This is a genomic window from Glycomyces sp. NPDC050141 (assembly GCF_055586545.1).
Genome location: NZ_JBVJHZ010000011.1, coordinates 126,309 through 133,012, shown reverse-complemented (window position 1 = coordinate 133,012; position 6,704 = coordinate 126,309). Strand labels below are relative to the sequence as shown.

The window sequence follows — 6,704 nt, the reverse complement described above, 5'->3', positions numbered from 1 at the left end:
GCTTTCTCCTCCCCCGGGCCGCTGCCGTGTTTGATGGTTTGTGGGAGCAGGCACCCCACCCCCCCACACCACCCCCCCCCCCCCCCCCCCCCCCCCCCCTCCCCCCCCCCGGGCCGGTTCGTTTTCAGACTTGGAGCGGTTCGTTCAGGCGGTCCGGCTTCCAGCGCCTGCGGCTCGCTACGACGAGCGAGGAGAGTGCGAGAGAGCCTGCCAGATAGGCGGCCAGCACGAGGAGTGCGTTCACTACATGGGCGGTCTCGCCTCCGCTGATGGTCACTCGGAGTGCATCGACTACGTAGCTCATCGGCAGGAGCGGGTGAAGGATCTGGAAGAACTTCGGTGTCGTCTCCACCGGGTACAGGCCGCCCGCGCTCGTCAGCTGCAGCATGAGCAGCACGACGAGGAGGAGGCTCCCAGCGGTGCCGAACGCCAGCTTGAACAGGTGCGCCATGGCCGTGAACGTCAGGATCACCAGGATCGACAGGCCGACCGTATCGAGGGCGTCCTTCGGGTCGAGGCCCAGGCCGAGCTCGACCGCCAGGTAGAGGACGAGCGCCGAGAGGACGCCGAGGAACGCGCCCGGGAGCCAGCCGCCGATCGCGATCGGGACGGAGCGCAGCGGCCCGGCCAGCGCCCGACTGTTTACCGTACGTAGTACGAGGTAGCCCATGAGGCCGAAGACCCACAATGCGATGGCGATGAAGAACGGTGCGAGGCCGCGGCCGTAGGTGCCTGCGGGGTTGAGGTTCTGTTCGTCGATGGTGACGGGGCTGCCGTAGGCCTCGGCGTTGTCGGCGTCGTCTGCCGGGTTGGTGCTGGGGACGGATTGGGCGGCGGTGGTGAGTGAGGCTGCGAGGGTGTCGGCGCCGGTTTGGAGGTCGCCGAGGCCGTCGGCGAGGTCGCTGGCGCCGGTTTGGGCGGTGGCGGCGCCGTCGGCGACCTGGTCGGCGCCGGTGGCGACGTCGGCGGCGCCGGTCTGGAGGGTGGTGAGGTCGTTGGAGGCCTGGTCGAGGGTGTCGGTGGAGGTGTCCTGGACGGCGGTGTTGGCGGTCTGGATGTCGTCGTTGACGGCGTTGGCGTCGTCGATGTAGGTCTGGAGCTGGGCGCAGGCGTCGGGGTCGGCGGTGTCGGTGCCGCAGAGGGTGCTGTAGACGGTGTTGAGGTCGCTGTTGGCGCGGTCGGCGAGGTCGGCGGCTGAGGAGGCGCCGGTCTGGATCTGGGTCCAGTTGTCGGCGAGGGTTTCGATGACGGGTTGGGCGGTGCCGACGGCTTGGTCGACGCCGTCGCTGACTTGTTCGGCGCCGTCGGCGACTTGCTGTGCGCCGGTTGTGAGGTCGCCGAGGCCGGTTTCGAGGTCTTGGGCGCCGGTCTGGGCGGTGCCGATGCCGTCGGAGAGTTGGCCCGCGCCGTCGGCGGCTTGGGTGAGGCCTTGGTTGAGTTCGGTGAGGTCGCCGAAGATGGTGGTGGCGAAGGTGACGTAGACGGCGGTGTTGATCTGGTTCTGCAGTTCGGATTCGACGGTGGCGGCCATGATGCCGGCGACGTAGCCGTTGGCGTCGTTGAGGTCGAATTCGACGGTGGCTTGTTCGGGGTCGGTGCCGGAGAGGCTGGCGAGGCGGGTGGAGAAGTCTTCGGGGACGGTGATGACCATGTAGTAGTCGCCGTCTTCGAGGCCTTGGCGGGCTTGGGTGGCGTTGACGAACTGCCAGTCGAAGATGCGGTCGGCTTTGAGTTGTTCGACGAGTTGGTCGCCGCCGTTGATGGCGGTGGTCTGGCCGTCGGTTTCGACGGTGGCGCCGGTGTCCTCGTTGACGACGGCGACGGGCATGTTCTCGAGTTTGCCGTAGGGGTCCCAGGCGAACCAGAGGTAGAGGCCGCCGTAGACGAGGGGGATGAGGACGATGGCGACGAGTGCGGCGGTGCGGATGGGGTGGCCGCGGAAGCGGGCGAGTTCGGCTGCGGCGAGTCTGAACGGGCTCATTACTGGTGGTCTCCGTTTCGGTCGCGGCCGTGGCGGGTCGGGTCGGCGGGTGCTGGTTGGGCGCGGAGGTCGATGAGGGTGTCGGCGGGCGGGTCGGGTCGGGTGGTGGCGGCGAGGACGAGTTGTCCGGCGTCGGCGACGGTGCGGAGGGCTTCGAAGACGCGTTCGGCGCCGCGGGTGTCGAGGCCGGTGTCGGTGTCGTCGACGGCGATGGCGGGGGTGCGGCTGGCGGCGGCGCAGGCGATGGCGAAGCGGATCTGGTCGATGCGGGGGAGGAAGCCGAAGGTGTCGCCGGTGTCGATGCTGACGGCGAGGCGGTCGAGCCAGGCGTTGATGTTGGCGCGGGTGGCGGCGCCTTTGGAGACGGTGGTGGTTTCTTTGATGCAGGTGGCGACGGTGGCGTAGTTGTCGAAGCGGATGGGGGGTCCGGCTTGGGCGATGGTGAAGCGGCGGCGGATGTGGCCCGGTCTGGTCTGGCCGTCGACTTCGAGTGCGCCGGTGTCGTAGGGGAAGCGGCCGGTGAGGGCGAGGAGGAGTGAGGAGCGGCCTTCGCCGCCGTCGCCGCAGAGGGCGACGATCTGGCCGAGGCCGGCGGTGAGGTTGATGTCGGTGAAGATCGGGCCTTGGCGGCCGGCGGCGGTGAGTGCGGTGGCGGTGAGGAAGGGCGCGCTGGCGGTGCGGGCGGGGGGCATGGCGGCGGTCTCGTCCGTGGCGGGGGCGAGGGTTTGCATGACGGCGGTGTCGCCGCCGCGTGTGGGCGGGGCCGCGGCGGGTGCGGGCGGCGGGGTGGTTTCGCCTTCGGCGGGGTAGGTTTCGGCGCGGGGTGTTTCGGGCGCGGGCCCTTTCGGCGGCTCTTGCGGGCCGTCGGTTGGCACTCTCGGCGATGCTTGCAAGCCGTCAATTGGCCCTTTCGGCGATGCTTGCGAGCCGTCAATTGGCACTGCCTCGTCGCTTCTGTCGCTCATGGACACTATCCTCACAGGCCGGTGTGCCCGGTTTCGGGCGATTGCACGGGTTGATGACCACAAGTATGTTACTCATGAGTAACTTATGTGCGGAGTGAGGCGGCCGCGCTGTGACCGGCGCGTCCCGCCCGCGGCCCTTACAGTTGAGGCATGTCGGAAACGCAAGCAGCGAAACCAGCGGCTCCCCGCCGCGACCACCCGCGAACCCACCACGGCGACACCGTGAACGACCCGTACGCCTGGCTCAAGGACCCCGAGGACCCCGCCACGGTCGAGTACCTCAAGGCCGAGAACGTCCACACCGAAGCGCGCACCGCCCACCTCGCGGCGCTGCGCAAGAGCATCTTCGGCGAGATCAAGTCCCGCACGCAGGAGACCGACCTCTCCGTCCCCGTCCGCAAGCGCGGCTGGTGGTACTACGGCCGCACCGAGGAGGGCAAGCAGTACGGCATCCAGTGCCGGCTCAAGGCCGACGGCGACACGCCCCCCGAGATCGAGGCCGGGACCGCGATCGAGGGCGAGGAGATCCTCGTCGACGGCAACGAGCTCGCCGAGGGCCACGACTTCTTCTCGCTGGGCACCTGCGACGTCTCCCCCGACGGGAACCTCCTGGCGTACGCGGTGAACTACTCGGGCGACGAGCGGTTCACCCTGCGGTTCAAGGACCTCCGCACCGGCGACGACTTCCCCGACGACATCCCGAACGTGTTCTACGGCGGGTCCTGGTCGCTCGACGGCTCCGTGTTCTTCTACACCAAAGTGGACGACGCGTGGCGGCCGTACCAGGTGTGGCGGCACGTCCTCGGCGAGCACGAGGACAAGGACGTCCTGGTCCACCAGGAGGACGACGAGCGGTTCTGGACCGGCATCGACCTCACCCGCTCCGAGCAGTACCTGTTCATCGTCTCCGGCTCCAAGATCACCACCGAGGTCCGCTACCTCGACGCGGCCGACCCGACCGGCGAGTTCCAGGTCTTCGGCAACGGGCGCGTCCAGGGAGTCGAGCTGTCGGTGGACCACCAGGGCGACCGGTTCTGGGTGCTGCACAACAAGGACGCCGAGAACTTCACCCTCGGGTGGACCCCGGTGGACGACACGACGCAGTTCAACGAGGTCATCGCCCACGACGAGGCCGTGCGGCTGGAGTCGGCGGACGCCTTCGCCGACCACGTCGTCGTCTCGCTGCGCCGGGCCGGGCTCTCGCAGGTCGCCATCCTCGACGACGGGCAGTTGACGCAGATCCAGTTCGACGAGCCGATCTACGCCGTCGGGCTCGGTGAGAACCCCGACTACGACTCGCGGCAGATCCGCCTCGGCTACACGTCGCTGGTCACCCCGTCCTCGGTGTACGACTACGACATCGACGCCGCCGCGCTGCACCTGCGCAAGCAGACGCCCGTCCTCGGCGGCTTCGACCCCGCCGGCTACGTCCAGTACCGCGAATGGGCCACCGCCGCCGACGGCACGAAAGTCCCGATCTCGATCGTCGCCAAGCAGGGCGTCACCGCCGACGGCACCGCGCCCTGCCTGCTGTACGGGTACGGCTCCTACGAGCACTCGATCGACCCGTACTTCTCCATCGCCCGCCTCAGCCTGCTCGACCGCGGCGTCGTCTTCGCGATCGCGCACGTCCGCGGCGGCGGCGAGATGGGCCGGCACTGGTACGAGCAGGGCAAACTACTCCACAAGCGCAACACGTTCACCGACTTCACCGACTGCGCCGAGCACCTCGTCGACGTCGGCTGGGCCGCGCCCGACCGGATCGTCGCCCGCGGCGGCTCCGCCGGGGGCCTGCTCATGGGCGCCGTCGCCAACCTCGCCCCCGCGCGGTTCGCGGGCGTCCTCGCCGACGTCCCGTTCGTCGACGCGCTCAACACGATCCTCGACCCGACGATGCCGCTCACCGTCATCGAATGGGAGGAGTGGGGCAACCCGCTCGAGTCGGCGGAGGTCTACGAGTACATGAAGTCGTACTCGCCCTATGAGAACGTCAGCGGCGTCCAGTACCCGTCGATCCTGGCCGTGACCAGCCTCAACGACACCCGCGTGGGCTTCCACGAGCCCGCCAAGTGGATCGCGAAGCTGCGCCACGAGAGCCCGGAGTCCGACGTGCTCCTCAAGACGGAGATGGAAGCGGGCCACGGCGGCCGCTCCGGACGGTACGACGCCTGGGAGGAAGAGGCGTTCAACCTCGCCTGGGTGCTCGACAGACTGGGCGCAGCCCAGACTGCCTGAGCAGAGCGGCCGGGCGCAGCCCGGACCCCCTGAGCTGAGCAGTGAGGCCCGGTCCCCCTCAAGGGGCCGGGCCTTCGCGCTACTCGGGGCGCTCGTCCTCCTCCGGCGGGACCTCGCGCCGCTGCTCGGCCGCGTCCGCCGGATCGACCTCGTCGGGCAGCTCCTCCGGCTCCTCGACGGCCGCCTCCGGGTCCTCCTCGGCCGCAGGTTCCGCCGAGCCCGCCAGGTCGAACTCGGACAACTCGCCGGACTCGTCCGCCCATTCCTGGTGATAGTTCATATAACCCACGGTAGACGCGCCCGAAGCCGTCCGGCCAGTGAACCACCAGGTAGCCTGAGTTATGCCTTCACACGGCTGTGGGCAATACTTCATCTCGACGCAATAGTTCGAGGCCATCAGACAGCGGCGTCTGAGTCCCGCCCCCGGTCGGGGAGCAATCAACGACTTGTCTAAGGAGCAGGCAGCATGCCTATCGCAACACCCGAGGAATACAACGAGATGCTCGACCGGGCGAAGGCTGGCTCCTTCGCCTACCCGGCCATCAACGTGACCTCGACCCAGACGCTCAACGCCGCGCTCGCCGCGTTCGCCGAAGCCGAGTCCGACGGCATCGTCCAGGTCTCCACCGGCGGCGCCGAGTACCTCTCCGGGCCCACCATCAAGGACAAGGTGACCGGCTCCGTGGCCCTCGCCGCCGCCGCGCACGAGATCGCCAAGAACTACCCGGTCAAGGTCGCCCTCCACACCGACCACTGCCCGAAGAACAACCTCGACTCGTTCGTGCGCCCCCTCCTCGCCATCAGCGAAGAGCGCGTCGCCCGCGGCGAGCTCCCCCTCTTCCAGTCCCACATGTGGGACGGCTCCGCCGTGCCGATGGCCGAGAACCTGGAGATCGCCCAGGAACTCCTCGCCCGCACCGCCAAGGCCAACATCATCCTCGAGATCGAGATCGGCGTCGTCGGCGGCGAAGAGGACGGCGTCGAAGCCGAGATCAACGAGAAGCTCTACACCACCGTCGAAGACGGCCTCGCCACCGTCGAAGCGCTCGGCGCCGGCGAGAAGGGCCGCTACATGACGGCCCTGACCTTCGGCAACGTGCACGGCGTCTACAAGCCCGGCAACGTGCACCTGCGCCCCGAGATCCTCAAGGAGATCCAGGACGCCGTCGGCGCCAAGGTCGGCAAGGACAAGCCCTTCGACCTGGTCTTCCACGGCGGCTCCGGCTCCACCGCGCAGGAGATCTCCGACGCCGTCGACCACGGCGTCATCAAGATGAACATCGACACCGACGCCCAGTACGCGTTCACGCGCCCCGTCGTCGACCACATCTTCCGCAACTACGACGGCGTGCTCAAGGTCGAGGGCGAGGTCGGCAACAAGAAGGCCTACGACCCGCGCGCCTACGGCAAGCTCGCCGAGGCCGGCATGGCCGCCCGCATCGTCGAAGCCTGCCAGCAGCTCCGCTCCGCAGGCAACAAGATCAAGTAAGACAAGAACAGAAGGGCCCGGCCGCGATGCGGCC

General features: G+C 68.7%; 5 protein-coding genes. 2 read left to right on the top strand and 3 right to left on the bottom strand.

Annotation, left to right across the window (positions count from 1 at the left end; translation table 11 throughout):
- Positions 1-124 precede the first annotated feature (124 nt).
- Together ACZ60M_RS09635 and ACZ60M_RS09630 are read right to left on the bottom strand one after the other, a co-directional pair.
- Positions 125-1,981: a YhgE/Pip family protein gene (locus tag ACZ60M_RS09635; RefSeq protein WP_465416465.1), complete on the bottom strand. Its 1,857-nt coding sequence runs from the start codon at positions 1,979-1,981 to the stop codon at positions 125-127.
- Positions 1,981-2,712 carry an ATP-binding cassette domain-containing protein gene (locus ACZ60M_RS09630; RefSeq protein WP_465416464.1) on the bottom strand — a complete coding sequence of 244 codons (732 nt, stop codon included), beginning with the start codon at positions 2,710-2,712 and terminating at the stop codon, positions 1,981-1,983. The genes ACZ60M_RS09635 and ACZ60M_RS09630 overlap by 1 nt, the downstream gene beginning before the upstream one ends.
- Before the next feature lie 384 nt (positions 2,713-3,096).
- On the opposite strand from ACZ60M_RS09630, the gene ACZ60M_RS09625 reads away from it, so the two are divergent.
- Positions 3,097-5,181 (top strand): S9 family peptidase, encoded by a 2,085-nt coding sequence (locus ACZ60M_RS09625; RefSeq protein ID WP_465416462.1) that lies wholly within the window; start codon positions 3,097-3,099, stop codon positions 5,179-5,181.
- A gap of 79 nt (positions 5,182-5,260) precedes the next feature.
- Here the strand turns inward: ACZ60M_RS09625 and ACZ60M_RS09620 are convergent, their stop codons facing one another.
- Positions 5,261-5,461: a hypothetical protein gene (locus ACZ60M_RS09620; protein ID WP_465416460.1), complete on the bottom strand. Its 201-nt coding sequence runs from the start codon at positions 5,459-5,461 to the stop codon at positions 5,261-5,263.
- A gap of 186 nt (positions 5,462-5,647) precedes the next feature.
- Here ACZ60M_RS09620 and fbaA point away from each other — a divergent pair, with 186 nt between their 5' ends.
- Positions 5,648-6,670, top strand: coding sequence for a class II fructose-bisphosphate aldolase (gene fbaA, locus ACZ60M_RS09615; protein WP_465416458.1), 1,023 nt, complete (start codon positions 5,648-5,650; stop codon positions 6,668-6,670).
- The last annotated feature ends 34 nt before the right edge of the window (positions 6,671-6,704 follow it).

Excerpts from the sequence above, each read along its gene's own strand:
- ACZ60M_RS09635 (WP_465416465.1), bottom strand. The coding sequence starts at position 1,981 with ATGAGCCCGTTCAGACTCGCCGCAGCCGAACTCGCCCGCTTCCGCGGC.
- ACZ60M_RS09630 (WP_465416464.1), bottom strand. The coding sequence starts at position 2,712 with ATGCAAACCCTCGCCCCCGCCACGGACGAGACCGCCGCCATGCCCCCC.
- ACZ60M_RS09625 (WP_465416462.1), top strand. The coding sequence starts at position 3,097 with ATGTCGGAAACGCAAGCAGCGAAACCAGCGGCTCCCCGCCGCGACCAC.
- ACZ60M_RS09620 (WP_465416460.1), bottom strand. The coding sequence starts at position 5,461 with ATGAACTATCACCAGGAATGGGCGGACGAGTCCGGCGAGTTGTCCGAG.
- fbaA (WP_465416458.1), top strand. The coding sequence starts at position 5,648 with ATGCCTATCGCAACACCCGAGGAATACAACGAGATGCTCGACCGGGCG.